This is a genomic window from Methanoculleus thermophilus (assembly GCF_001571405.1).
Taxonomy (GTDB): Archaea; Halobacteriota; Methanomicrobia; order Methanomicrobiales; family Methanoculleaceae; genus Methanoculleus; species Methanoculleus thermophilus.
On the sequence record NZ_BCNX01000006.1, the window covers coordinates 173898 to 196204 of the forward strand.

Here is a 22307-nt window from a genome sequence, read left to right on the forward strand (position 1 = left end):
CTATGTGTTTCTCTGGAGAAAGCATAAATATGTGCACACCCCGGTTCTCTTCATCTCCCCTCACTGCAGGCACCGGCAGATGAGGCAGATCGTCTTCGCATCGACGATCCTGCCGTCGGTGATCATTTCCTGGAGATCTCCGATCGGGGTGCGGACGACCTCGATCACCTCATCATCGTCTTTCTCGTAGTCACTGCAGGGTGAGAGCCCCTCTGCGAGGTAGAGCCAGATCCGCTCGTCGGTGTAGCCGGGAGAGGGATAAATCCAGCCTTTCGGGGTGAATCTCTCCGCCTTCATCCCGGTCTCCTCGATCAGTTCCCGGTACGCGGTCTCATGCGGCTCCTCACCCTCGTTGATGGTTCCAGCCGGTGCCTCGAAGATGTAATCGTCGATGGCGAACCGATACTGCCGGATCAGGTAGCAGGTCTCCCCCTCGACCGGGAGGATTGCGACCGCTCCGCCGGGGTGGATGATCACGCGCTCTTTCTTCTCTCCGCTTGGAAGGGTTACCTCTTTCTTCTCAACCGTGAGCCGGCTACCCCTGTAGATCTCCATCATTACTCCTCGTATTCGATCGGGTCCTCGAGTCCGAGCTCTCTAAACGCCTCCCTCCGATAGTGGCAGGAGGAGCAGATGCCGCATGCCCGGTCGTTGGCCTGGTAGCAGGACCAGGTATGCTCGTAGGGCACGCCGAGGCGAAGCCCCTTCTCGATGATATCCACTTTCGACATCTGGACGAAGGGCGTCATCAGTCTGATCCGCGGTTTGGCTGCCGTCCCAAGATCGATCGCCCGCTGGAACGCCTCGATGAACTCCGGCCGGCAGTCGGGGTACCCGGGGTAGTCTCCGGTCTGGACGCCGATGAAGATCGCCTCCGCGTGGCGGGCCTCCGCGAGACTGGTCGCGATGGCGAGGAGGTTCGCGTTCCGGAACGGGACGTAAGTGTTTGGGATCCCCTCTTCTTCTCCGACATACTCCTCGACCGGGATGTTCTCGTCGGTCAGGCTCGAGGCCCCAATCTTCTTGAAGTGTTCAAGGCCGATCTCGACGAACTCCACCGCACCGAGCAGGCGAGCAATCTCTTTGGCGCACTTGCGTTCTTTTACCTCTGTCCGCTGGCCGTAGGTGAAGTGGAGCGCGATGATATCGTAGCCCATATCTTTTGCAACGTAGGCGAGGGTGGATGAGTCCATCCCGCCCGAGAGAAGGCATACCGCTTTCTTCATTTTATCCCCAGGATCTTGTGGAGTTGGACCTGGAACCTCACCGGGAGGTTCTCTTTTACAATCTGCTCTGCGATTGCGCGGCGGTCGGTCCCCTCCACCGGGGAGATGAAGACCTCGCCGCGAATCTCGCACCGGTTCATCACTGCCCGGGCGTAGAGGAGGTCGTCCTCGTCGGCCACCACGAACTTGACGGAGTCGCGGGGGGTGATGTGGGCGAGGAGCCGAAGATCGCTTCTTGCGCCGGACGAGGGGCATTTCACATCCATGCAGATGGAGGCATAGGGTTGCATCTCGCGGAAGTCGCGGGTGCCGTTTGTCTCGATCTCGACGGAATATCCATGAAGGCTGAGTTTCTTTAAGAGTTCGAGAACCTCGTCGTGCTGCAGGAGCGGCTCCCCGCCGGTGATACAGATATGCTTCCCGTTCTGCAGCCAGACCCGGTCGAGGACCTCCCCGACGCTCATATTGCGCCCCCCTTCCTGGGCATAGGAGGTGTCGCACCAGGCACACCGGAGGTTGCACCCTGCAAGCCTGATAAACGTGCAGGGCCGCCCCTGGTTTTTCCCCTCCCCCTGGAGGCTCCGAAAGATCTCACTGACGAACATAGGTGCGCTCTGCGTAACTGGATGCCGACTCCCAGACCCGGATCTTGGCCACGCGGGCGTCAGATCCCTGCTGTGCAGCCATAGCATCGATCATCTCTGCTATCAGCCCGGCAAGGAGTTCGCTCGTTGGATCGCCGGAGGTGGTGATAACCGGGTGGAACTTCTCGATGCATTCTGCCATCGGATCGGCCTCGTTCAGGATCACCTGGTGATCGAACCGGCCGACGACCTCCTTGATGGTGTTGTAGTCTAAGACGATCCCGGTGCGCTCGTCTGGTGTTCCCTCGATCCAGACCTCTACCCGCCACTGGTGGCCGTGCAACCGGAAGCACTTCCCCTGGTAATGGATCAGGCGATGGGTTGCCTCGAAAAAGACCTCCTTGTATATCCGGGTTGTCATCATTGAAGGTTGCCTGTCAGGATATAATATATATCAGCTCAGGATCAAATAACTAGGGCGAAAGATCGGCGTGCAGACGGGTTTCCACAATATATAAATCCGTAACGCGCGTTGTTTTATAGCACACCAGGAGTTACTCCTATCCACAAATTCAACCTATACGAGGGTATTCGATGGGAAATGGTAAATTTGCAGCCCGAAAGCTGAAGCGCGACTCAAAGAAAGACCGGTGGCATGATCCAGTCTACGCCCGGCGCCAGCTCGGACTCGATGTAAAATCCGACCCTCTTGAGGGGGCACCGCAGGCGCGCGGGATCGTACTCGAGAAGATTGGTGTTGAGGCGAAGCAGCCGAACTCTGCAATCCGGAAGTGCGTCCGTGTGCAGTTGATCAAGAATGGTCGTCAGGTGAGCGCATTTGCCGTCGGCGACGGTGCTATCAACTTCATCGACGAGCACGACGAGGTCGTGATCGAGGGTATCGGCGGCAGACTGGGTCGGTCGATGGGTGATATCCCCGGCGTCCGGTACGTCGTGACCAAGGTCAACAACGTCAGCTTACACGAGATGGTCATCGGACGCAAGGAGAAGCCGCGGAGGTAAATTGTATGGAAGAAGCAGAAGCAGTGACTCAGCCGCAGCTCCTCTTTAACCGGTGGGACATGAGCGAGGTGGTGATCCAGGATCCAAGCCTTGCTCGTTACGTGAACCTGCATACGATGATCGTACCGCACTCCTGCGGCAAGCTCGCCGGCCAGCAGTTCAACAAGAGCAACATGCTGATCGTCGAGCGCCTGATCAACAAACTGATGCAGACCGAGCACAACACCGGCAAGAAGGAACTCGCCATCCGCATCGTCCGGGAGGCCTTCGAGATCATCAACAAGAAGACCAAGAAGAACCCGGTTCAGGTGCTGGTGGACGCAGTCGCCAACGCAGGCCCCCGTGAGGAGACCGTCCGGCTGAAGTACGGCGGCATCAACGTCCCGAAATCGGTCGATACCGCCCCCCAGCGGCGTGTCGACGTCGCCCTGCGGTTCATCACCGACGGTGTCCTGCAGGCGAGCCACAAGAAGAAGAAGAGCGTGAGCGAGGCGCTCGCTGAAGAACTGATTGCAGCCGCAAACGGCGATACCCGCTCATACGCCGTCTCAAAGAGAGAAGAGAGAGAGCGTATTGCAAAGGCTGCCCGTTGATACCCTATTATTTTTTGGTGAAGCATGACCCGACGAAAGAAGATGGTTGAGCGGGTAACGGAGCTGATGGACAAGCCGGAGCGGATCCGGAACATCGGTATCGTTGCCCACATTGATCACGGAAAGACTACACTCTCAGACAACCTGCTTGCAGGAGCAGGCATGATCAGCGAGGAGCTTGCGGGTAAGCAGCTCTTCATGGATTCCGACGAGGAGGAGCAGGTGCGCGGTATCACCATCGATGCAAGCAACGTCTCGATGGTCCACGAGTACGATGGCAAGGAGTACCTGATCAACATGATCGATACCCCCGGCCACGTGGACTTCGGCGGTGACGTGACCCGTGCCATGCGTGCGGTCGACGGGGCCGTCGTCGTGGTGGACGCGGTCGAGGGCACCATGCCTCAGACGGAGACGGTGCTCCGGCAGGCTCTCAAGGAGGGTGTCCGCCCGGTCCTCTTCATCAACAAAGTCGACCGGCTGATCAACGAACTGAAGGTGGACGAGCAGGAGATGCAGATCCGCCTCGGGAAGGTGATCGACAAGGTCAACAAGTTGATCAAGGGCATGAACGAGAAGATGTACAACGAGGGCTGGAAACTCGATGCCGCAAAGGGCACCGTTGCCTTCGGCTCCGCGCTCTACAACTGGGCCGTCTCCGTTCCCTTCATGAAGAAGAGCGGTGTCTCGTTCAAGGAAGTCTACCAGAAATGTAACGCCGGCGAAATGAAGTGGCTGGCAAAGAACAGCCCGCTGCACGCTGTCCTCCTCGATATGGTGGTCAAGCATCTCCCGAACCCCATCGAGGCCCAGGACCGGCGTATCCACATCATCTGGCACGGCGACTACAACTCCTCCGAAGGTAAGGCCATGATCAACTGCGACCCGAACGGGCCGGTCTGCCTGATGGTCACCGATATCTCGTTTGACCCGCACGCTGGCGAGGTCGCCACAGGCCGTCTCTTCTCGGGGACGCTGCGCCGCGGCACCGAGTGTTACATCATGGGTGCGGCAAAGCGTGTAAACCGCATCGCCCAGGTCGGTATCTTCATGGGTGCCGAGCGGATCGAGGTGGATGCGCTCCCGGCCGGCAACATCGCCGCCGTGACGGGCCTCAAGGATGCCATCGTCGGTTCGACCGTCACGACGCTCCTTGAGATGACCCCCTTCGAGTCGCTGAAGCACTACTCCGAGCCGGTCATGACCGTCGCTGTAGAGGCAAAGAACATGAAGGACCTCCCGAAACTCGTCGAGGTCCTCCGTCAGGTGGCGAAGGAAGACCCGACTGTGCAGGTCTCGATCAACGAGGAGACCGGCGAGCACCTGATCAGCGGCATGGGCGAACTCCACCTTGAGATCATCACCGGGCGCATCAAGCGTGACAAGGGTGTCGATATCATCACCTCCCCGCCGATTGTCGTCTACCGCGAGACGGTCACGGGCAGGGCCGGCCCGGTTGAAGGCAAATCGCCGAACCGCCACAACCGGTTCTATATCGAGCTCGAACCGATGGACCCCGCTATCGTGCAGCTGATTCAGGAGGGTAAGGTCTCGATGAACCAGCAGGCAATCGAGCGGCGTGACATCCTCGCTGAAGCCGGTATGGACAAGGAAGAAGCCAAGAACGTCAAGGCGATCGAGGGGACCAATATGTTCATCGATATGACGAAGGGTATCCAGTACCTCAACGAGACGATGGAACTGGTCCTCGAGGGCTGGCGTGAGGCGCTCCGCGGCGGTCCGCTTGCCGACGAACAGGTCCAGAACCTGAAGGTCCGGCTGGTGGATGTGAAACTCCACGAGGACGCCATCCACCGTGGTCCCGCTCAGGTCATCCCGGCGGTTCGGAGTGCCGTCAAGGCAGGCATGCTGATGGCCGGCGACTCACTCCTTGAGCCGACCCAGAAGATCCAGATCACGGTCCCGAGCGAGCAGATGGGCGCGGCAACCTCGCAGATCCAGGGTCGGCGCGGCCAGGTCTATGATATCCAGAGCGACGGCGATACGATGACGATCATCGGCAAGGCCCCGGTCGCCGAACTCTTCGGGTTTGCCGGGGATGTCCGATCCGCTACCGAAGGGCGTGCGATGTGGAGCACGGAGTTCGCCGGGTTCGAACTCGTTCCTGGTGGCCTGGTCGACGAAGTGGTCAAGGGTATCCGCCGGCGCAAGGGTCTGAAAGAACAGATCCCCCGGCCGGAAGACTACCTGGAGTAATCACCCCCGATACCCTCTATTTTTCGATCTCCGTTCTGGCGAGCGGACGCTGTGCGCTCTGCTACCTTACCCACCCAAACGGGCTGATCAGTGAAGGGGAGGAATGAACGGCGTCGGGGTTATGACGAAGACCGACGGATCGCTGATATCTCCGGGTCTTGATACTACTGGAATCGTTGGCGTGACCCGGGTCAATCCACCGCTCCTCGGTGTCCCGTCGTCTGATCCGGGCGTAGGTGTTGCCTCTTCCGGTGTCTGGGTGGCTGTCGGTGTCTCGCCGGGCGGCAGGGTCGTCGTTGCGTTCGTCGGAGATGGTATCTCTGGCACCGAAGTCACTCCCGGCGCGGGCGGAGCGGGAGGCTCGGCCGGTCCCGGCGCGGACGGCGCCGCCTCATCGGGCGTCCAGGCGTAGATATCCCAGTTGCCGTTCCGGTAGTCGTTCCAGACGATCATGCTCTCCGTGACGGCGGGGCTCATCTGTGCGCTCTCGTTTGTGGTGATCCGGGTCTCCTCTCCCGTGGCGATGTCGTAGAGGTAGATGTCCCAGTTGTCGTTTCGGTCGTCCTGCCAGACGATCCAGTCCCCGGCAATGGCGGGACTGACCTCATGGCCGGACCCGTTCGTGATTCTCGTCTCCTCGCCGGTGGTAAGATCATAGAGATAGATGTCCCGGTTGCCGCTCCGGTTGTCCTCCCAGACGATTCGGTCGCCGCTCATCATCATGCCGGCAGGGAGCGCCGTCGCGAACTGGTCGGTCTCCGGCGGCGAGAGCACACGCTCGCTTGCTTCCGTCAGGTTGTAGAGGTAGACGTCGTAGTCCCCGGTCCGGTTGTCGGACCAGAGGATGCGATCATCGAGGACCGTTGCATAGACCTGATCGACCGTGGCGTTGGTGATCTGATGCTCGGCCGCTGTTGCGGCACCGACGAAGAGGGCAAGGACGATCAAGCTGAGTATGGGTGCACGGAGGTTGCGTCCACTCATGGTTTATCCCTCCAGGTGGTTTCCAAAAAGGCGTTCCGTCAGGAGGTGCCTTCTTGAAATCCTGTGGTTTGGAGAAAGGATCCCGGAGAGTTCTGCTGTAACCAAACTCTAGCGCGAGAGAGCGAATCCGTTGAACATGGATGATCATGAGGGGGCAGGGCGTACGGGTGTTCCTTCCTCGGGCCGGGGAGTATGCACGGTAGTATATAATACCGACCGCGGTCGTGAGGGTCTCAATGAATGGCCCTTTGGGATGATATGTCCCATCCAAAAGAATGTGAGGTTCTTCTGCTGGCCCAAAGACTCTACTCTCGTCGTATGGTCGCCAAGATCAGCCCCAGGATCCCGATCGCGATCACCGCGATCACTCCGGGGAGTGGTGCCTGTGTCGGGTTCGCGGTGGCCGTCTCTTGCGCCCTCTCGGTCCCGGTTGGCGTCTCCATCGCCGTGGTACTGGTCTCGACCGGTCCGGTGGGGGTTTCTGTCGGAGCGGGGACGAACGTTATGCTGCTATGCTGGATCAGGCCGTCCTGTTTGCTGAACGCGAAGTATCGCCCGTATTTGCCGTTGAGTGTGTGCGCATTGATCGTAAAGTAACCGTCTTTCGGCACGCCGATGGTCCGGATGATCTGCTTCGTGGGATTATCTTCGCGGTAGTGGCGGAGTTCCGTGATCGGGTTGAGCGTATCTGCGTTCCGGAGATTGACGAGGTCGAGGACAAGGGGTTCGCTCCCAACCTCGATGGTCTCACCTGGTTGTACCACCCGCGGGGTGGTTCCCTGTGCGGCTGCCGGGACGATGAGAGCCAGAGCAAGGACCCCGAGAAGAACAAGAGTGCACGAGGCTTTAATTCTCACATCTGTCATAGTTCCACCCTTGTTTTCGCGATATATATGCGTATTGAAACGCCGCCGGGGCGTTTTGGATAAAGATCGGATCATTGATGCAGGGTGAGTGCATCCCGCACCGGGTGCCGGACCCCACTGAAGCGGGGGCCTTTTGCCTGCTTCTTTTAAAAAAGGAATCTGGTTACTCGATGGTGAAAGCCATCGAGAATGTGGTCTCGTTTCCGGTCACGTTCTCCCAGGGCCGCATGTAGATCGCGGAGAACTCGGCAGCACCGGGCTCGGCCGCGGTGTACTCCCAGATATGAACTCCGGGAGCACCCAAGAGTTCGGTCTGGGGTGCATCGTGCGTCTCATTCACGAGCTGGAGTCCGGCGGACGAGGTGACGTTCCACTCGTACCCCGTCGACGGGTTCTCGACGAGGCTGATCGTGATCGCGCTTCCGGCCGGGAGCGTGACGGTCTCGTTGTTGTTCGTCTCGTTGAAGAAGTAACCCTCCACCGGGGTTGGGGTTGGGGTGGGGGTCGGGGTCGCCGGCTCTGCCGGCTGCGACGTGCAACCGGCGCCGAGCATGCAAAATACCAGGAATCCTGCTAGGAGGATACCAACGATGTTCTTTTTCTGAACCATGCGAAAAGGTATCCTGGAATAGGTAAATACTTTTCTTAAACCCCTGGAAATGATATTCGTTCTCCGGGCGTATGGGGATTTGATCATTCCAGAATCTGTCATCTAGCTGAGGATTCATGCATGCCTAAATCGATTTTCGACTGATCAGATCGGCTGTCAAACCAAAATGGAATCTATAAATATTCATTGGGCATTCTGGTCGTCCAGAGGGCACCATTATGAGAATGATATCTTCAGCAGTGATTCTGGGACTCTTTGCGCTGCTCGCGCTCTGCCTCATGACGACGGGCTGTACGGGTACGTCGGATACGACCGACGAAACATCCTCCGGAACCACTCCGACGGCCACCGCCGGCGCGACCGGCGTCTCCGGGGCTGCAAAGGGAAGCGTGACCGCAGTTCCGTTTACGGCGTTGATCCCGTTCCTCCCGGATGCGCCGGCAGGATGGACCGCAGAAGATCCAGTTGGGGCATCGACGACAATAGAGGACGCCCAGTGGACCTGGGTGTCCCGTGACTACAGCAAGGACGATGCCCGGGCGACTGTCGTAATTCAGGACTCAGCCTACTACGACGTGGGTTACTGGGAGATCTGGAACTCGCTTTTCTCGATCGAGACGACCGAAGGCTACTACAGGCGGGGCACGGTCTCCGGCCATCCATCCTGGGAGTCCTTCAGCAAACCCGACTCCTACGGAACCTGGGTCGGCGTGAACGACCGGTTCATGGTCTACGTCAGCGTCGAAGGCGGCTCCAAGCAGGATCTCGATGCGTTCGTGAACGCCGTCAACTACGGCGGCCTTGCAAACCTGAAGTAACCCCTAACCCTTCTTTTTGTCCGGCACGGCGGTGACGATGTAGTGGTAAGGTCCCGAATCCGCGATCGCCGTGACCCGGATCCCTGCCTTTGCCATCAGCGACACCACATACTCCGTGTCGAACTTCTTTTCCGTCGGCGGACCGAGAGGGAGCGGCTCCTTCTTCCAGTCCAGATCAACGATCAGGCCGCCGGGGGCTGCCATCTTCTTCGCGTTTAGAAGCACCCTGACCGGGTCAACGAAGTCGTGGAGCGCGATCCCGAAGAAGACGAAGTCGGCGCACCCGTCGCAGAGGACGGTCTCCTCGGCAGTCCCCTCATGGAGGACGACGTTATCGAGCCCTTCGCGGAGAGCCTTCTCCTGCAGGATATCGAGCGCCTCGGCGTCGATATCGATCCCGCAGACCCGGCCGTGCGGCCCGACCATCCGCGCCGCCGGGAGGGCAAAGAATCCGTCCCCGCACCCGACGTCGATGAACGTCTTACCGGGTGCAAGCCCGAACCCCGCAAGGATAGACTCGGGGTGCTGCCATCGTCTGCGGGCGGCCTCGTCCTCCGGTGTATGCCTTCCACAACGCATACGATGCACCCTATAGACCGCGACGGCGTTTCCTGGAGGAGAACCTGTTTTTCTTCCTGCTAAAAAAAGGCCAGTGGGGGTGGAACCCCCTCATTTCATCGCTTTGCGGACTTTCTCCTGCACTTCGGGCTGTTCCGGGTTCATCTGGTGAGCGGTCTGGATGTGCCCCTCGATGCGCTTCATCAGCTCGTTCTCGTCCTCTGCCTTCTCCTCAAACTCGCACGCAAGACCGAGGTCCTTGCACCTGAATGTCTTTTGCTCCTGCATACGTCTCACCCGGCGGGGTGTATAACAGGTTCAATATAAAAATATTGCCGCTGCTTTTTCACACACAGGGTCCGGCGAGGCCCGGTTGAGAACCTGCGCGGATTATCTGCACTCCGTCACACTCTCGATCAACCCGTCCCGCAGGGTGACCACCCGGCAGAAGTACTCCTTGTGCCAGTCTTCGTGCGAGACCATCACGATCGTCTGGTCCAGGTCCTCGTTTAGCCGGGCGAAGAGGTCGAGGATGCTCTTTGATGTCTGGCTGTCCAGGTTCGCGCAGGGTTCGTCGGCGAGCAGGATGCTCGGACTGTTCACGAGAGCCCGGGCGATCGCCACCCGCTGCTGCTCTCCGCCCGAGAGTTCGCTCTGCCGGTGGTGGATTCGGTCTCCAAGCCCGACCCGCTCCAGGATCTCGGTGCTCTTTTTGAGGTACTCCTCCTTTGGATCCCCCCGGACAAGCGACGTCAGGTAGACATTCTCGAGCGCCGTGAGCTCCCCGATGAGAGCGTAGTCCTGGAAGACGTAGCCAAGCCGGTTCAGCCGAAAGAGAGTCCGACGGTGGTCGGAGAGGGAGAGAACATCGGTCCCGTCGATCGTGACCGCGCCGGTTGTGGGCCGGTCGAGGAGCCCGAGGATATGGAGGAGCGTTGATTTGCCGCTTCCGCTCGCCCCCATAATCCCGACAAACTCGCCCTTTGCGACCTCAAGCGAGACGCCGCCAAGAGCGCGGACCTCCACCCTTCCCATGGTGTAGACCTTCGTGAGATCTTCTGCAACGATCACGTCTTCACCCCCTGATTGCGGAGAGGATCTCCTCCCGGGCGATCTGCCAGGCGGGGATGTACCCTGCCACTATCGAGACCGCAAAGAGGCTTGCGATGCTCTGGAGGATTGATGACACTTCCACATCCGGATAGACCGGGCCGCCGGGGAAGACGAGCGGATAGGCAGTCAGGTAGGTCGTCACGCCGGCGTTGAGCGCAATCCCCACGAGCGCTCCGACGCCGGTGATGAAGAGCACCTGGAGGACGTATGAGTTGATGATGATCTGCTGGTCGATCCCGATCGCCTTGAGAATCCCGATCTGTCGCCGCCTGTTCACGGTGTTGATGAAGATCACGATGAAGATCACCACGATGGCGATGATCAGGCTGACGAGTGTCGAGATGGTGTTGATGATGTTGAAACTCTGGATCGCCTGGTCGACGAACCCCCCGGCCTTCTCCCTGAACGTCCAGACGTTCTCCTGGATGCCATAGGAGAGGATTTCGGTCTTGTACTCATCCTCCCTGCCGTTCTCCTCGGTCTTGACCAGGATCATGGATGCCTGATCCTGTAGCCCGAGCACATCGCTCATCTCCTGGCTGGTAACGAAGGCTGCCGTGTCGACGCCGAACGACTGTGTCTCGAAGATCCCTTTCACCCGGTAGATTCTTGTTTCCCCGTTCGGGTAGGCCACCTCCACCGAGTCGCCGACCGTGACCCCCTCGAGCGTGGGTAGACCGCCCCCTTCTTCTCCCTCTCTCCCCGCGAGGGTTGCGCCTATGACGATTGCGCCGGTATCCCCGTCCGAGAGAAACTCTCCTTCGATCATATACTCGGCGATCCTGGTCACCGACCGCTCATCCTCCGGGGTTATGCCATAGAGCGTGCTTGCGGCGTTCCGGCCCCGGTAGAAGTAGGTCACCCCGGCGGCTATTCGGGGCGATGTGCCGGTAACCCCCGGGATACGCTCGACCTTCTTCTGTAGTTCGGTTGCATCGTTGATGTACTGGCTGCCCTCCCGGGGCTCGATGACCAGGTTTCCCAGATCGAACTCGATCGACTGTGTATCGAAGGTCTTGACGACCCCCGAGATGATGGAGGGGAGGAAGACCAGGTTCACGAAGATGAGGGCGATGATCATGATGGTGAGGATTAACGTCCCCTTGCTCCCGCGCTGGATGGCCTTCCACGCGAGGAATGCAGAGACCTTGAGGCCCTCAAACACGAAATGTCACCCCTCCTGCCGTCTCCGGTACCAGAGGACCGCGATCACAACGGCGATGATGAGAACCGCTGCTGCGATGGCGATCGTGGGTATCGTATTTGATGCCGCGACGGTCAGGTTCAGGTCCTGCCGGGTGGTGTGCACTCCGTAATCATCGGTATACTGAATGGTGAGGGTATAGGGATACTCTCCCTCCTGATCGGCCTGCAGGGTGAATACCGCAGGCCCGTCGTTCCCCGGCTCTATTGTCCCAAGAAAGGCCTCCCTGCTCCCCGGGAGTGGCAGACCGTCGATGGTTGCCCGGACCGACTCGGCGTCCGCCGTCCCGGTGTTCTCTATCCGGATCGTCAGGTCCACCGGGTCTCCGGCGGTGACCCGGGCCGGATCGGTCCTGATGGAGGCGACCCCCATCTCGGCGCGGCCGACGATGGGGACACCGATCGTCGCCACCTGCCGAAACGCCGCGAGATCGGCGCTCCGGTAATCGGTGATGACGAGAACCGGGGTGAGTCCGAGGGGCGCATTTGTATCGGTCTCAAACGAGAGATTCAGCACCGTCTCCTCTCCGGCCCCGAGTTCCGGGATGTAGTAGTTCTCCGAGGTCCGTGGGGTGATCGCGTTAGAGGTTGTGTTGATGGCAACGGTGATGTCGTTTGCACTCGCCTGGCCGTCGTTAATGAGCGTGAGCGTGACGTTGAAGGGAGATCCCGGGTCGACGGTTGTCGGGACGGTCCTCTCCACCCGGAGCGCCGGTTTCTTGGCAAGGGCGTAGGCCGAGTTGACATTCACCGGTATGGGGTAGCGCACATCGGCCGCATCCCGCACGCTGACCCAGATCTCCGGGAAGTAGATCCCTTCTTTTCCCGGAGCGCGTATCTGGAAGGTGAGCGGGATGGACTGGCCGGGACCGATCTCGCCGATATCCTGGAAACTCCCTGTCAGGACCTCGACGCCTTCGCCGTTTACGAGCACGCTCTCGATGTAGGCGTTCTGTGCGGTCTCTGTTGATGTATTCATGTCCAGTCGGATCTCAAGCGGCGATCCGGATGCTGCCGGAGCAGTACTTGTGAGGACCACCGTGATCGTTCCTTCGTCTCCGGGCATCAGGACGGGAGGGGTAACGGTGTAGTTGGAGACGATCACCGACGGTGCCTGTGCGGTTGCCGATGCCGGGATGAGCACCAGGATAAGTATGAGTACGATCGCGACGCAGCCGATCGCTTGCCTCCCCGTGCCTCCCCGGGGGTTTGCCTTGGCCTCCAGGACCATCTCTCTCCTCCAGAATATGGTTCTCTGGAGCCCGAAATTTCTGATGTTTGTATATATGCGTTGTGTCTGTCTCACACTGCCTGATCTAGACGGTGCAATCTGACCTGGATCTCCGAAAATATTTTATTTTGTATGAATTATATTATGGTCGGGGTGCGGATGGGTCAGTGCGGGACTGATTAACCAGATGAGTTGTCGCACTATACCTCCATTGATACAACTGCAACGCTCTACACCTCGCCATACGTCAACTTCCGGGCGTATCCCGAACATCGTGCTGGCCCTCCGTTCTCGTACTTCATTTCAGTTTTTTTGCATGGAGACTGTGCGGATGCACCTTCGTTTCATCGGAGATGGGGGGTGGGTGGTCTTTCGGATGAAGGTCTCTTGATGATGAGCTGCCTTTATCACCCCCGTGGAGGTATACCCCGTCCATGCTACGAGGTGGGGAAGAGACAGAAACGATCCAGTGGTTGGTGACGCTGACGTTTCGGGTGACGGTAAGTGGTGTCCATGCAAAGGATGACTCGGTGGCTGTGGGCCTTGAGCAACTCAAACGGGATCTCTGCAGCGGCGAAGATGTTCCGATGGAGGCAAGTGTACGAAGGGTCACAAATATCGTCGAGGAGGAGCCGATCTTCGGTGTGAAGTGGTGAATCCCGTCTGTTCCGAACCGGGTGCGGTCTGACGGGGGTTGCCGATCCCAAAGGATAACCCTTTTCTATCGCTGTCGCCTGATCAGCCCTCCATGCATGAACTTCCCGATACAGTTGCCATCGACGTTGTCCTTCTGCCGCCGAGACCTATTATGGATACGGCGATCGGCGTGAACCGGACTCTGCTCGCCGGCGCCCCGGACGGTGGGATACGCCTGGGCTGGGAGGACTGCCTCCCGCATATCTCAGTTGCAATGTTCCCGGCAAAGCGAGACGACCTTCGAGAGATCACGAGAACCGTGGATAAGATCTCCCGGCAGTGCTCCCCGATGAGCCTGACGATCGATGCCGTCGCAAAACGCCGCACAGGCGCCGGGAGAACCGTCTCCGTCTTTCACATCCTTCGGACGGAGATCATCCAGCTCTTCCATAAGACGGTGATGAATGCTTTAAAACCGTATTGGGCACTTGATGTGGGACCTGAGAGTTTTGCGGGTGGAGCGTCGGGGTCATCCATCGATTGTCTTACCCGGTTCCCGAAGTTATCCGCGTATGAGCGCTACTCGCCGCACATCACGCTCGGCTACGGTGATCTGCCTGAACTCATCCCCGGAGTCGATCTCCCGCTCCGGTTTGAGGCAACGAAGGCCGCCATCTGCCACCTGGGTGAGCATTGCACCTGCCGGCACGTCCTCGCCGAGTTTGATCTCGGGAACCGGACGCCGGTCCCGCGCAACTGGACTGCCCGAACCCGGGCGGGCAGGCTATAGTAGCAGCCCCTTCACGTACGGCCTTGTGCACAGGACGCACCCGGAGTAGCGGTTGAGCGTTCCGGTCTCCAGAACCTCAACGGTCGGAGGCTCGCTCTGCATCCGTTCTGCAAACTCCGGATCGCGCTCTGTAATCACCCGGAGGAAGACCGCAAGCGGCATGAACGGCCGGGCCTGGACGGGGACGATCTGGAAGTCTGCATAGTCGGCGTCGAGCGTCGAGCTCCGTGCGAGGTCTTCATCGAAGTAGAGGATGACCTCGAATCCTCTGTGTTCCTGCAGGTCTTTTAAGCGGTCGAGCCCGAGCCGCATTCCGGCCGCAAGACCGACCGGTCCGGGTTTTCCCGGTTCGTCGGGGGAGAAGGTTGCATGTTCTGTCATGGAAGACTCCGCGAGAGTTGTTCTGTACGAAGAGATTTCAGTCCTCCGGCGCGTCGGCAGGATCGCCGGCCCGAAGGAGCATCCGCTTTTTCCAGCAGATGGTATGCTTCTCCCGTATTATCCGGCATACTTGAAATTAACGAATGATCGTGATCGAGAAGTATTAATTCTAAAGCCTTGGATACATCAAATACTTCACGATATTCCTGGCGATGTCGAAATAATCTCCCAGAAAGGCCTAGTTTTCGATACAGGCCTTGTTCTGCCGGATATCTCGAAGGGATTACCCGGCCCCGCCGGGTGCCGGGCGACCGGCAATGCGGGTGCCGGGGGTGAGGATGAGCAGAAATGATAAACGCTACACCACCAGAAAACCCGGCGAAGGATGCCGGAGCGTCCGGTGATGAACTCACCCGGTACAGACTTCTCGTCCAGGGGCTTGATTCGATCGAACTTCCCATGCACCTGGTCGACACCGAGTATACGATCCTCTACATCAACAAAGCGGCAGCGAACCTCCTCGGGATGAGGCCGGAGGATGCCGTCGGGAAGCGGTGTTACGACCTCTACCGGACCGGCAACTGCAAGACGGCGCAGTGTCCGTGCAGGGTCGCGATGGAGCAGCGGGTCATTTACCGTTGCGACAACACCTGCGGCGACGTGATCATAGACTGCACCGGGGCCCCGCTGACCGACGAGCGGGGAAGGGTCGTGGGGGCGATCGAGTACTTCCCGGATGTGACCGAGAAGAAGCGTGCGGTCGCGGATATCCTCCGCGTGGCTGCGGAAGCGCGAGAGGGGAACCTGAAGGCCCGTGCCGAGGCAGAGCGGTACACGGGCGATATCCGGCAGATCGCCGACGGGATAAACGGGATCATCGAGGCGGTGACGGAGCCGCTCGAGGAGGCGATGAGGCTTGCCGACGCTTTTGCCGCCAGGGATTACACCGTCCGGTTCAACGAGGAGATCCATGCCGCCGGTGAGTTCGGCAAGTTCAAGGAGGCGCTCAACCAGATCGGGATTGCCTTCTCCACGAACTTCATGGAGCTCAACCGTGCCGTAAACCGGCTGGAGGCCGGAACGTCGGAGATGACCAAAGGTTCCGACGAGATCGCGAAGGCCTCGGAGCAGGTGGCGCGGACTAGCCAGCGCTGCGCGGACCTTGCGAAACAGGTCCTTGCGGAGATCGAGGGTGTCAACCGGCAGATCGCCGATCTCTCCGCATCCAACGAGGAGGTGGCGAGCACTGCTCAGGACGTATTCGAGCGGGCTCAAAGGGCCGCGTCCCGGGGCAAAGAGGCTCAGGCTCTCGGGAACGAGGCCGAGAAGAAGATGGCCGAAGTCGAGAAGATCACGGAGCAGAGTGTTGCGGAGATCAAGCATCTCGACGCTCAGATCCACGAGATCGACAAGATCGTCAAGATGATCAACGACGTCGCGAGTCAGATCAACCTTCTCGCGCTCAACGCCGCGATCGAGGCTGCCCGGGCAGGAGAGCACGGCCGGGGATTCGCTGTCGTCGCGGGAGAAGTGCGGAACCTTGCCGGGGAGACGAAGAGCGCGACCAACCACATCGAACAGGTCATCGATGCGATCCAGGTCAGCAGCGAGAAGACGGCGTCTTCAATCCTCTCGGCGAGCGTCGAGATCGGTTCGGGAGTCGAGAGCGTGAACCGGACAATCGGGGCCTTGAACGAGATCATCGACGAGACGATGGCCGTGACCCGGAGCATCGCGGAGATCGCGAAGGCGACGGAGGACCAGGCGGGGACCGCGAACCGGGTGGTGCAGGCCATGAGTGAGGGGACCCGACTGACCAACGAGATGCAGTCGCAGATGGAGAGCCTCGCAGCGCTCGCCGAGGAGACGAGCGCCTCGGTCGAGGAGATCGGGAGCGTCACGCACGAGATTGGTGAGATGACGGGGCACCTTCGGGAAACGATGAACGGTATCAGGATCTAGGGGGACGGGCGGGTGGCAGCGCTCATCGACGTGGTGGAGTTCGAGATCGGGAACTCCCTGTATGCTCTCGATATCGGTGTCGCTCGTGAGATCGTCGAGATGATCCCGATCACCCCGATCCCCCGCTCCTCCCCGTACCTCGCCGGCATCATCAATCTCCGGGGAGAGATCACGAACATCATCAACCTCGCACTCCTCCTCGACCCGGCATCGGCCGCGGAGATCTCCGACGACCAGAAGATCATCGTTCTGGTCCCGGATGCGGCCGCGGGCTCGAACGTCGGAGTGATCGTGGATGAGGTCCACAGTGTCATCAAGGTCTCCGAGGAGGATATAGAGGTCATGGACGACTCGATCTCACATATGGCGTGCATCAAGGGGGTCATCAAACTCAGCCGCGGCGAGGGTGCCGGGCAGACGGGGAGGGATCTCGTGCTCTGGATCGATATCGTCAAACTCCTCGGGGATCTTGTCGCCCACGACTGAGGGGCGGTATAACCCGCCTGCGGGGGACGACCCCCATCCCTTTCCTCCGATCCTCGCCGTCGTCTGCATCTTCCGGCCGGACTGTGGGATAGTACATCGTGCCTGATCTCGTGAAAGGAGGTGTTGTACCACAACCGTCCCGACGGGTAAGCCTTTTTTCCCATCTGGTCCATTCGAAGCGATCGTACGATGAGCATGATTCCATCCCCGGCGGCATGCTTCGGGTCCCTGGTCCGTGAGATCCGGGCGGAGACCGTCATCGCCGCCCCGCCAGAGGCTGTCTGGCGGGTGCTGACTGACTTCGCGGCCTACCCCGACTGGAACCCATTCATCCGGTCGATCGAGGGGAAACCCTGGGTGGGGACCCGTCTCTCGGTCGAGATCCGCCCGCCGGGCATGAAGAGCATGCGGTTTCGGCCGAAGGTGCTGCGGGTCGCGAAAGGTCACGAGCTCCGGTGGGTCGGCCGTGTCCTGATTGCGGGGCTCCTCGACGGCGAGCACCGGTTCACCATCATTCCCGAGGGCGACGGCTCCCGGTTCGTCCAGGCCGAGGTCTTCACCGGGCTGCTGGTACCCATCGTCGCCCTCACTGAGACCCTCCGGGCGACGCAGCTTGGGTTCCTGCTGATGAACCGGGCGCTCAGGGAGCGGGTGGAAGGGAGCGCCCTCCGGAAACCTTCTTAACCGCTCTGTGCCCACTATCTGCATGGATTCGTGCGCGGTGAATGCGGCGTTCGGGAGGCGCTGCGGATGAGGCTTTCGGTCCTTGTCGATAACGTCGCCCTCACCGATCGCTACTTCCTCGCGGAACCCGGGCTCTCGATCTACCTTGAAGACGGCGAGACCCGGCTCCTCTTTGATGCCGGCTACTCGGGCATTCTCGTTCCCAACGCCCGGAAGATGGGGATTGACCTCCTCAACGTCGAAGAGATCGTCCTCTCCCATGGTCACCTCGACCACACCTGGGGCCTTGACGCCCTCATCAGGCTTCATACCGAGGCAATCCTTGAGGGTCAGAGGCGCGTTCCGCCCACGTTCGTCGCCCATCCCGACGCGTTCCTCACCCGGAGTTGCGACGGCGTCGGAGAGATCGGATGCCACCTCTCGGTCGAGGAACTCTTCCGGCACGGTAAGGTCCTCCTCACGACGGGCCCTCTCTGGTTGACGAAGAACCTTGTCTTCCTCGGGGAGATCGAGCGGCGGTTCGAGTTCGAACAGACGCCACCGATAGGCTACGTCTACACACCGGACGGCATCCGGGACGATACCGTCGTCGACGATACCGCGCTCGCCTGCAGGACTCCGGAGGGGCTTGTCGTCATAACCGGGTGCTCTCACTCCGGCATCTGCTCGATCGTCGAGCAGGCGCGTGAGGTCTGCGGCGATGACCGGATCCTCGACGTCATCGGCGGGTTCCACCTCCTCAACACCCCTCCTAGGCAGATGCGCGGAATCCTCGACTACTTCTCCGAGGTGCAGCCGGCTGCTCTTCATCCCTGCCACTGCACCGACCTTGCGGCAAAGATTGCACTTGCAAAGGTTGCGAACGTCCGCGAGACGGGTGTCGGGCTGACTCTCGAGTACGGGTTCGGCTAAGTCCTCTTGAGTCCCGGAATCTCGCCGTGTTCCGCCTCATACGCCCGAGCGGCCTCCGGGGCTCCGAGGAGGAAGCGGCGGATGTTGTTGTAGACCGATGGGTGCGCTAGAGGATCGATCGAAGTGAGGAGATCCGCGAGGACCGCGACGGTCGGCACCCGGTGCTCTGGCTCCATCGCGTCGATGAACGCGAACGCATCGAGAACCCGGACGGTGCTGTACTCGTTGATCGGGGCAAGCCGCCTGAGGATCTCCGAAAGGTAGGTCCGCCCTTCATCGGTCTCAAGCGACCGCTTCCTGTTTAATGCAAACCGCCCGTAAAGGGCCCGCTGCTGGTCTGCCTGCTCGATCGCAAAGGCGGGCGACGACTCGATCCGCTGCAGGATTGGGACGAGGTCATCGCAGTCGCTCCCGGCGACGGCGGCGAGGAACGACTCCCAGGCAACCGGGTTTTTACTCGATTCGGCAGCAAACTCCTTGAGAACCTCCAGTCGCTTTGGGGCGCTGCTCTCAAGGATCAGCCGGAACGCGGTGAGGCGGTCGGTTGCGTTCGTCGCCTCCTCAAACTGTCCAAAGAGCAGTTCGTGGATCGTTGGCGAATCCAGGGTCGCGAGGATGGCGAGGCAGATGTTCTTCCTCTGCCGCCGCCGGATTGTCGCGGCCTCTGCCTCCAGGCTGGCCGACCTTCCGGGAGCGCTCTCTGCCGCCGCCTGCCGGTAGATCGCGAGGAGGGCATCCTCGCCCCGTGCGGCGATCGATGCGTATATCTTCTGCCGGGCATCGTAGAGCGCCCGGTAGCGGTGGCGGAACCGTTCGTCCTCGACCGAGGGGAAGATGGTCAGGAACTGCCCGCCTGCCTCGCCCATGAGGCGATCGTCGCCGAGGAGCGCGATGCAGAGGTCGGTGAACCGCTCCGAGACCTCTGCCTCCGGGTCTTTGAGCAGCCTGAGCATCTGCTGGTCGGCGAGCGCAAGGAACGCGGTGAACCGGCCGACGATATCGCCATCCCTCGTCACCTGTAGGTAGAGTTCGTCCTCCGGCGGCCGGTATGCCACCTTCCCGTAGAAGGAGTAGCCGCGGTTGAGGGAGAGGAATGCGGGTTGGTCGACGTCATCGAGGACGATCTCCCCCTCTTCGTCCGCGATCCGGACTGTCCGCTCCAAAATATCCCGGCCGCTCTGTTCGACGAGCGCGAACCGGAACGGGAACTCCCAGATGCGGCCGCCCGGCGAGCGATTCTGCCGGTAGGAGAGGGTGAGCCGCCGGAACTCCGGGTCGTAGGTCCGCGTCACGGCAAGGACCGGATACTCTTTCTCCTTCAGCCAGACCGCCGCCATCCGCGAGAAGTCCTGGCCCGAGACCTCTTCCATGCAGCGCATCCAGTCGGCCCGCGAAGCGTTCGAGTGCCGGAACCGGTCATGGTAGCGGGCGAGCCCTTCGGCAAACGTCTCCTTCCCCATCAGCGTCTCGATCATCCTGACGAACTCGGGGGCTTTGACGTAGGTGACGCCGGTGATGAGGTCGTTTGGGTCGTTGAAGCCGTCCGGCTCGATCGGCATCGAGCCCGCGCCCCGATCGAGCGTGAGCGTCCCGGCCGCAGGGTCAAGGAGGTCGAGGACGGTCTGGAGGCGCGAGTAGGCCTCCCCGAAGAGGAAGGCATGGTGCTGGTTCTCGATATGGACCGTCACGGCCTCATTCAGCCAGATCTCGAACGGGCTCCACCCCGTCACCTCGGAGCCGTTCTCGTTGTGGTAGTACTCGTGGACCTTCACCCGGATCATGTACTCGAATGCCGGGTCGGTCGTATCGGGTCCGGGCATGAGCCGGTTTGCAGCGATCGTCGTGTTTCCGACGTTCTCCATCCCGCCGAAATCGGAGTTCTGCATGGCTATCTCCCGGTAGACCGCACCGGTGTAGGCGTAGCCGGGGGTGATCTTTGTAATCAGTCCGGCGAGCCTCTTTCTCGTCTCTACAAGTGTCTCCTGATCCCCGGAACGTTTTGCCTCGTCCCGCACCCGCGTAAGACGCCAGATCTCCTGGCGGATCTCCCGGTCGCGGTACTGCTCACGGCCGGTGAAGAGGTGGACCCACATCACGGCGTCCGCGAGGATATCGAGCGCCCGCTCCGCCCCTTCGGGATCGGAGCCGGGTTTTGCGAGGAGTTCCAGCGTGAACGTCCGGCCGTCGGGGTACTCGAACTCCCGCCGGTAGGCATCGTAGCACCCTACCCCGAGGAAGAAGAGGTAGGGTGCCATCGGAGTTGTGGTGTTCTCGTATCTCTGGATGGATCGGCCGGGAGCGCAGGGGATCCGTGGTCCCACCGGGTCGCCGTTTGATATGGTATTCGTGTACCCGTTATCGGCGATGATCGTCGTCGTGTAGGTGCACTTCGCGGTCATATCGTCAAGACAGGGGACCAGCCGCTGGAACCCCCACTGCTGGCACTGGGTGATCTGGGTGGGCGGTCCTCCAGGGCAGAGTCCGTCGTAGTAGAGCCCTTCAAGGACGTGGCTGCTCGGGCGGCAGATCGTCTCGGTCTCGAGGGTGAACCGTGTTCGGGGCGGGACGGGGGTCTCGAAGGCGACGGTGAGGATCGCGGCTTTTCGGTCGTAGGTATGGGTGACGGGGTACTCGGCGCACTCGACCCGGAGAATGGCCAGGTCCCGGGCGTTCAAGGCGAGGGACGAGAGCGGTGCATCGAGGCTCTCGGCAGTGAGGGCTGAGACGACCCGGGTATGGCCGTCGTAGACGTCGAAGATGAGGTCCATGTGGACGACCCGAACGGGGAGCGCCCCAAAATCCTCCGGATAGTAGCGAAAGAGCCGCTGCTCTACGTAGTCCATCAAAGTTCCGCCTCGCCGGTGATCTCGCGGAGCGCACGCCGGATCGCGGTCCTGACCTCGGGCTCCTCCTCATCCTCGAGCGCTGCTGCGAGGGCCGGGACGGCACGCGCATCGTGGAGTTTCCCGAGGGCCTCGGCCGCGGCGGACCTTACATCCTTCTTTTTATCCGATAGAAGTGGACAGAGCGGTTCGACCGCGCGGATATCACCAAGTTCGCCAAGCGACCAGGCGGCTCCGCGCCGCGCCCACCGGTTGGAGTCGGCGAGGAGGAGAAGGAGCGGCTCAACCGCCCGGGGATCTCGGAGTTTCCCGAGTGCCTGTGCCGCGACCCAGCGGACCTCGTTCTCCCGGTCGTTGAGGGCGGCAATCAGCGGCTCGACCGCCCGGGGATCGGCGCACCCCGCGAGTGCCTCGGCCGCCCGGAGCCGGTATGGGGTGCTTTCGTCGGAGAGCTGCTCGATGTATTTGCCGATGTACTCTTCACGCCGCTTCTCTTTATCTTCTATGAGGCGTTTTACTGAGCGTTCCATCTCATCTCACCAGTGGATGCTGCATGGGAATATCACTTGCCATATATATGTGCCGGG

General features: G+C 60.5%; 26 protein-coding genes. 11 read left to right on the plus strand and 15 right to left on the minus strand.

Going from position 1 to position 22307, the window contains the following annotated elements; genetic code table 11:
• Positions 1 to 60: 60 nt before the first annotated feature.
• Genes MCUTH_RS04095 through MCUTH_RS04110 form a run of 4 tightly spaced genes read right to left on the minus strand, consistent with a single transcriptional unit; the run spans position 61 to position 2231 of the window.
• The gene (locus MCUTH_RS04095) at positions 61 to 558 is read right to left on the minus strand and encodes an NUDIX hydrolase (protein ID WP_318010067.1); all 498 of its coding nucleotides are present in this window, start codon (positions 556 to 558) and stop codon (positions 61 to 63) included.
• Positions 558 to 1226, minus strand: coding sequence for a 7-cyano-7-deazaguanine synthase QueC (gene queC / locus MCUTH_RS04100; protein ID WP_066955929.1), 669 nt, complete (start codon positions 1224 to 1226; stop codon positions 558 to 560). Before queC ends, MCUTH_RS04095 begins: the two co-directional genes overlap by 1 nt.
• Positions 1223 to 1831: a 7-carboxy-7-deazaguanine synthase QueE gene (locus MCUTH_RS04105; protein ID WP_066955931.1), complete on the minus strand. Its 609-nt coding sequence runs from the start codon at positions 1829 to 1831 to the stop codon at positions 1223 to 1225. Before MCUTH_RS04105 ends, queC begins: the two co-directional genes overlap by 4 nt.
• Positions 1818 to 2231 carry a 6-pyruvoyl trahydropterin synthase family protein gene (locus MCUTH_RS04110; RefSeq protein ID WP_066956915.1) on the minus strand — a complete coding sequence of 138 codons (414 nt, stop codon included), beginning with the start codon at positions 2229 to 2231 and terminating at the stop codon, positions 1818 to 1820. Before MCUTH_RS04110 ends, MCUTH_RS04105 begins: the two co-directional genes overlap by 14 nt.
• Before the next feature lie 173 nt (positions 2232 to 2404).
• Here MCUTH_RS04110 and MCUTH_RS04115 point away from each other — a divergent pair, with 173 nt between their 5' ends.
• From MCUTH_RS04115 to MCUTH_RS04125, 3 genes are read left to right on the plus strand one after another with little or no spacing between them, the layout of a single operon-like run.
• On the plus strand, positions 2405 to 2833 hold the full coding sequence (locus tag MCUTH_RS04115) for a 30S ribosomal protein S12 (protein WP_066955933.1): 429 nt from the start codon (positions 2405 to 2407) through the stop codon (positions 2831 to 2833).
• 5 nt (positions 2834 to 2838) lie between these two features.
• Positions 2839 to 3426 (plus strand): 30S ribosomal protein S7, encoded by a 588-nt coding sequence (locus MCUTH_RS04120; RefSeq protein WP_066955936.1) that lies wholly within the window; start codon positions 2839 to 2841, stop codon positions 3424 to 3426.
• 24 nt (positions 3427 to 3450) lie between these two features.
• Positions 3451 to 5643, plus strand: a complete 2193-nt coding sequence (locus MCUTH_RS04125) for an elongation factor EF-2 (protein WP_066955938.1) — start codon at positions 3451 to 3453, stop codon at positions 5641 to 5643.
• 87 nt (positions 5644 to 5730) lie between these two features.
• Here MCUTH_RS04125 and MCUTH_RS04130 read toward each other — a convergent pair whose 3' ends face one another.
• The 3 genes from MCUTH_RS04130 to MCUTH_RS04140 form a co-directional block, all read right to left on the minus strand.
• Positions 5731 to 6627, minus strand: coding sequence for a PD40 domain-containing protein (locus MCUTH_RS04130; RefSeq protein ID WP_066955940.1), 897 nt, complete (start codon positions 6625 to 6627; stop codon positions 5731 to 5733).
• 305 nt (positions 6628 to 6932) lie between these two features.
• Positions 6933 to 7493 carry a hypothetical protein gene (locus MCUTH_RS04135; protein ID WP_066955942.1) on the minus strand — a complete coding sequence of 187 codons (561 nt, stop codon included), beginning with the start codon at positions 7491 to 7493 and terminating at the stop codon, positions 6933 to 6935.
• A 163-nt stretch (positions 7494 to 7656) separates the two neighbouring features.
• A complete protein-coding gene (locus tag MCUTH_RS04140; RefSeq protein WP_066955944.1) occupies positions 7657 to 8103 on the minus strand; it encodes a protease inhibitor I42 family protein in 447 nt (148 codons plus the stop codon).
• 224 nt (positions 8104 to 8327) lie between these two features.
• Between MCUTH_RS04140 and MCUTH_RS04145 the strand changes: the two genes are divergently transcribed.
• Entirely contained in the window at positions 8328 to 8921 is a 594-nt protein-coding gene (locus MCUTH_RS04145) for a hypothetical protein (RefSeq protein WP_150468672.1), read from the plus strand.
• 3 nt (positions 8922 to 8924) lie between these two features.
• Here MCUTH_RS04145 and MCUTH_RS04150 read toward each other — a convergent pair whose 3' ends face one another.
• From MCUTH_RS04150 to MCUTH_RS04165, 5 genes are all read right to left on the minus strand, one after another.
• Positions 8925 to 9500: a class I SAM-dependent methyltransferase gene (locus MCUTH_RS04150; protein ID WP_066955949.1), complete on the minus strand. Its 576-nt coding sequence runs from the start codon at positions 9498 to 9500 to the stop codon at positions 8925 to 8927.
• A 90-nt stretch (positions 9501 to 9590) separates the two neighbouring features.
• A complete protein-coding gene (locus MCUTH_RS11305) occupies positions 9591 to 9767 on the minus strand; it encodes a DUF1059 domain-containing protein (protein ID WP_083524756.1) in 177 nt (58 codons plus the stop codon).
• A 102-nt stretch (positions 9768 to 9869) separates the two neighbouring features.
• Positions 9870 to 10550: an ABC transporter ATP-binding protein gene (locus tag MCUTH_RS04155; protein ID WP_066955952.1), complete on the minus strand. Its 681-nt coding sequence runs from the start codon at positions 10548 to 10550 to the stop codon at positions 9870 to 9872.
• A 4-nt stretch (positions 10551 to 10554) separates the two neighbouring features.
• Positions 10555 to 11757, minus strand: a complete 1203-nt coding sequence (locus tag MCUTH_RS04160; RefSeq protein WP_066955955.1) for an ABC transporter permease — start codon at positions 11755 to 11757, stop codon at positions 10555 to 10557.
• A gap of 6 nt (positions 11758 to 11763) precedes the next feature.
• Complete coding sequence (locus tag MCUTH_RS04165; protein ID WP_066955958.1) at positions 11764 to 13026, minus strand: COG1361 S-layer family protein; 1263 nt, start codon at positions 13024 to 13026, stop codon at positions 11764 to 11766.
• Between the two features lie 434 nt (positions 13027 to 13460).
• Here MCUTH_RS04165 and MCUTH_RS04170 point away from each other — a divergent pair, with 434 nt between their 5' ends.
• Positions 13461 to 13682 (plus strand): hypothetical protein, encoded by a 222-nt coding sequence (locus MCUTH_RS04170; protein WP_066955961.1) that lies wholly within the window; start codon positions 13461 to 13463, stop codon positions 13680 to 13682.
• A 92-nt stretch (positions 13683 to 13774) separates the two neighbouring features.
• Positions 13775 to 14452: a 2'-5' RNA ligase family protein gene (locus tag MCUTH_RS04175; RefSeq protein ID WP_066955964.1), complete on the plus strand. Its 678-nt coding sequence runs from the start codon at positions 13775 to 13777 to the stop codon at positions 14450 to 14452.
• Here the strand turns inward: MCUTH_RS04175 and MCUTH_RS04180 are convergent.
• Positions 14447 to 14833 (minus strand): hypothetical protein, encoded by a 387-nt coding sequence (locus tag MCUTH_RS04180; protein ID WP_066955966.1) that lies wholly within the window; start codon positions 14831 to 14833, stop codon positions 14447 to 14449. The genes MCUTH_RS04175 and MCUTH_RS04180 overlap by 6 nt on opposite strands.
• On the opposite strand from MCUTH_RS04180, the gene MCUTH_RS04185 reads away from it, so the two are divergent.
• The 5 genes from MCUTH_RS04185 to MCUTH_RS04205 all read left to right on the plus strand — a co-directional run bounded on the left by MCUTH_RS04185 (position 14832) and on the right by MCUTH_RS04205 (position 18877).
• Complete coding sequence (locus MCUTH_RS04185) at positions 14832 to 15185, plus strand: hypothetical protein (protein WP_066955973.1); 354 nt, start codon at positions 14832 to 14834, stop codon at positions 15183 to 15185. The genes MCUTH_RS04180 and MCUTH_RS04185 overlap by 2 nt on opposite strands.
• The gene (locus MCUTH_RS04190) at positions 15182 to 16795 is read left to right on the plus strand and encodes a methyl-accepting chemotaxis protein (RefSeq protein WP_066955976.1); all 1614 of its coding nucleotides are present in this window, start codon (positions 15182 to 15184) and stop codon (positions 16793 to 16795) included. The genes MCUTH_RS04185 and MCUTH_RS04190 overlap by 4 nt, the downstream gene beginning before the upstream one ends.
• A gap of 12 nt (positions 16796 to 16807) precedes the next feature.
• Positions 16808 to 17281 carry a chemotaxis protein CheW gene (locus MCUTH_RS04195; protein ID WP_066955979.1) on the plus strand — a complete coding sequence of 158 codons (474 nt, stop codon included), beginning with the start codon at positions 16808 to 16810 and terminating at the stop codon, positions 17279 to 17281.
• 195 nt (positions 17282 to 17476) lie between these two features.
• Complete coding sequence (locus tag MCUTH_RS04200) at positions 17477 to 17965, plus strand: SRPBCC domain-containing protein (protein WP_066956918.1); 489 nt, start codon at positions 17477 to 17479, stop codon at positions 17963 to 17965.
• A 66-nt stretch (positions 17966 to 18031) separates the two neighbouring features.
• Positions 18032 to 18877 (plus strand): MBL fold metallo-hydrolase, encoded by an 846-nt coding sequence (locus MCUTH_RS04205; protein WP_066955982.1) that lies wholly within the window; start codon positions 18032 to 18034, stop codon positions 18875 to 18877.
• Here the strand turns inward: MCUTH_RS04205 and MCUTH_RS04210 are convergent.
• Both MCUTH_RS04210 and MCUTH_RS04215 read right to left on the minus strand, forming a co-directional pair.
• Positions 18874 to 21720, minus strand: a complete 2847-nt coding sequence (locus tag MCUTH_RS04210) for a M1 family metallopeptidase (protein WP_066955985.1) — start codon at positions 21718 to 21720, stop codon at positions 18874 to 18876. The genes MCUTH_RS04205 and MCUTH_RS04210 overlap by 4 nt on opposite strands.
• On the minus strand, positions 21720 to 22250 hold the full coding sequence (locus MCUTH_RS04215; RefSeq protein ID WP_066955988.1) for a HEAT repeat domain-containing protein: 531 nt from the start codon (positions 22248 to 22250) through the stop codon (positions 21720 to 21722). The genes MCUTH_RS04210 and MCUTH_RS04215 overlap by 1 nt, the downstream gene beginning before the upstream one ends.
• Positions 22251 to 22307 lie beyond the last annotated feature (57 nt).

What these genes read in the sequence shown, in the direction of transcription:
- MCUTH_RS04115 (WP_066955933.1), top strand. Translation starts at nt 2,405, where the DNA reads ATGGGAAATGGTAAATTTGCAGCCCGAAAGCTGAAGCGCGACTCAAAG.
- MCUTH_RS04185 (WP_066955973.1), top strand. Translation starts at nt 14,832, where the DNA reads ATGGAAGACTCCGCGAGAGTTGTTCTGTACGAAGAGATTTCAGTCCTC.
- MCUTH_RS04170 (WP_066955961.1), top strand. Translation starts at nt 13,461, where the DNA reads ATGCTACGAGGTGGGGAAGAGACAGAAACGATCCAGTGGTTGGTGACG.
- MCUTH_RS04145 (WP_150468672.1), top strand. Translation starts at nt 8,328, where the DNA reads ATGATATCTTCAGCAGTGATTCTGGGACTCTTTGCGCTGCTCGCGCTC.
- MCUTH_RS04110 (WP_066956915.1), bottom strand. Translation starts at nt 2,231, where the DNA reads ATGACAACCCGGATATACAAGGAGGTCTTTTTCGAGGCAACCCATCGC.
- MCUTH_RS04190 (WP_066955976.1), top strand. Translation starts at nt 15,182, where the DNA reads ATGATAAACGCTACACCACCAGAAAACCCGGCGAAGGATGCCGGAGCG.
- MCUTH_RS04140 (WP_066955944.1), bottom strand. Translation starts at nt 8,103, where the DNA reads ATGGTTCAGAAAAAGAACATCGTTGGTATCCTCCTAGCAGGATTCCTG.
- MCUTH_RS04130 (WP_066955940.1), bottom strand. Translation starts at nt 6,627, where the DNA reads ATGAGTGGACGCAACCTCCGTGCACCCATACTCAGCTTGATCGTCCTT.
- MCUTH_RS04215 (WP_066955988.1), bottom strand. Translation starts at nt 22,250, where the DNA reads ATGGAACGCTCAGTAAAACGCCTCATAGAAGATAAAGAGAAGCGGCGT.
- MCUTH_RS04175 (WP_066955964.1), top strand. Translation starts at nt 13,775, where the DNA reads ATGCATGAACTTCCCGATACAGTTGCCATCGACGTTGTCCTTCTGCCG.
- MCUTH_RS04125 (WP_066955938.1), top strand. Translation starts at nt 3,451, where the DNA reads ATGACCCGACGAAAGAAGATGGTTGAGCGGGTAACGGAGCTGATGGAC.
- MCUTH_RS04200 (WP_066956918.1), top strand. Translation starts at nt 17,477, where the DNA reads ATGATTCCATCCCCGGCGGCATGCTTCGGGTCCCTGGTCCGTGAGATC.
- MCUTH_RS04135 (WP_066955942.1), bottom strand. Translation starts at nt 7,493, where the DNA reads ATGACAGATGTGAGAATTAAAGCCTCGTGCACTCTTGTTCTTCTCGGG.
- MCUTH_RS04105 (WP_066955931.1), bottom strand. Translation starts at nt 1,831, where the DNA reads ATGTTCGTCAGTGAGATCTTTCGGAGCCTCCAGGGGGAGGGGAAAAAC.
- MCUTH_RS04180 (WP_066955966.1), bottom strand. Translation starts at nt 14,833, where the DNA reads ATGACAGAACATGCAACCTTCTCCCCCGACGAACCGGGAAAACCCGGA.
- MCUTH_RS04095 (WP_318010067.1), bottom strand. Translation starts at nt 558, where the DNA reads ATGATGGAGATCTACAGGGGTAGCCGGCTCACGGTTGAGAAGAAAGAG.
- MCUTH_RS04210 (WP_066955985.1), bottom strand. Translation starts at nt 21,720, where the DNA reads ATGGACTACGTAGAGCAGCGGCTCTTTCGCTACTATCCGGAGGATTTT.
- MCUTH_RS04205 (WP_066955982.1), top strand. Translation starts at nt 18,032, where the DNA reads ATGAGGCTTTCGGTCCTTGTCGATAACGTCGCCCTCACCGATCGCTAC.
- MCUTH_RS04150 (WP_066955949.1), bottom strand. Translation starts at nt 9,500, where the DNA reads ATGCGTTGTGGAAGGCATACACCGGAGGACGAGGCCGCCCGCAGACGA.
- queC (WP_066955929.1), bottom strand. Translation starts at nt 1,226, where the DNA reads ATGAAGAAAGCGGTATGCCTTCTCTCGGGCGGGATGGACTCATCCACC.
- MCUTH_RS04120 (WP_066955936.1), top strand. Translation starts at nt 2,839, where the DNA reads ATGGAAGAAGCAGAAGCAGTGACTCAGCCGCAGCTCCTCTTTAACCGG.
- MCUTH_RS11305 (WP_083524756.1), bottom strand. Translation starts at nt 9,767, where the DNA reads ATGCAGGAGCAAAAGACATTCAGGTGCAAGGACCTCGGTCTTGCGTGC.
- MCUTH_RS04165 (WP_066955958.1), bottom strand. Translation starts at nt 13,026, where the DNA reads ATGGTCCTGGAGGCCAAGGCAAACCCCCGGGGAGGCACGGGGAGGCAA.